The sequence below is a fragment of the Thalassotalea coralli genome (assembly GCF_055786205.1).
Map to the genome: position 1 here is coordinate 1 of NZ_JBVVBK010000017.1, position 832 is coordinate 832.

The 832-nt window shown below is 44.2% G+C and carries 1 protein-coding gene; it reads right to left on the reverse strand.

Features of this window, described 5'->3' with window-relative positions:
• Positions 1–58: 58 nt before the first annotated feature.
• Positions 59–832: elongation factor Tu (locus tag ACOB80_RS20785; RefSeq protein WP_473167797.1), on the reverse strand; the 774-nt coding region annotated here is incomplete at its 5' end.

Below are 832 nucleotides of genomic sequence, written 5' to 3' on the forward strand. Positions count from 1 at the left end.
AAAAAAGAGCGCCTAAGCGCTCTTTTTCTAGATGTTCGATGTGAACTAAGAATCGATATTAGTCGATGATCTTAGATACAACACCAGCACCTACTGTACGGCCACCTTCACGGATTGCGAAGCGTAAACCTTCGTCCATCGCGATTGGGTTGATTAGCTCAACAACAAACTTCAAGTTGTCGCCTGGCATTACCATTTCTACACCTTCTGGAAGCTCTACAGCACCAGTGATGTCAGTTGTACGGAAGTAGAACTGTGGACGGTAACCTTTGAAGAATGGAGTATGACGACCACCTTCATCTTTAGTTAGTACGTATACTTCTGATTCGAACTTAGTGTGTGGGTTGATTGAACCTGGCTTAGCAAGTACTTGACCACGTTGTACTTCATCACGCTTAGTACCACGTAATAAGATACCACAGTTCTCACCTGCACGACCTTCGTCTAGAAGCTTACGGAACATCTCTACACCAGTACATGTAGTAGTTGTAGTGTCTTTGATACCAACGATTTCTACATCGTCACCTACTGTGATGATACCACGCTCAACACGACCAGTTACTACTGTACCACGACCTTGGATTGAGAATACATCTTCGATTGGTAAGATGAAGTCACCGTCGATTGCACGCTCTGGCTCTGGAATGTAAGTATCTAATTCGTTAGCTAGCTCAAGGATTTTCTCTTCCCATTGTGCTTCGCCGTTCAATGCACCTAATGCAGAACCAGCGATAATTGGAAGGTCATCACCTGGGAAGTCGTACTCAGAAAGAAGTTCACGAACTTCCATCTCTACTAACTCAAGAAGTTCTTCGTCGTCTACCATGTCACA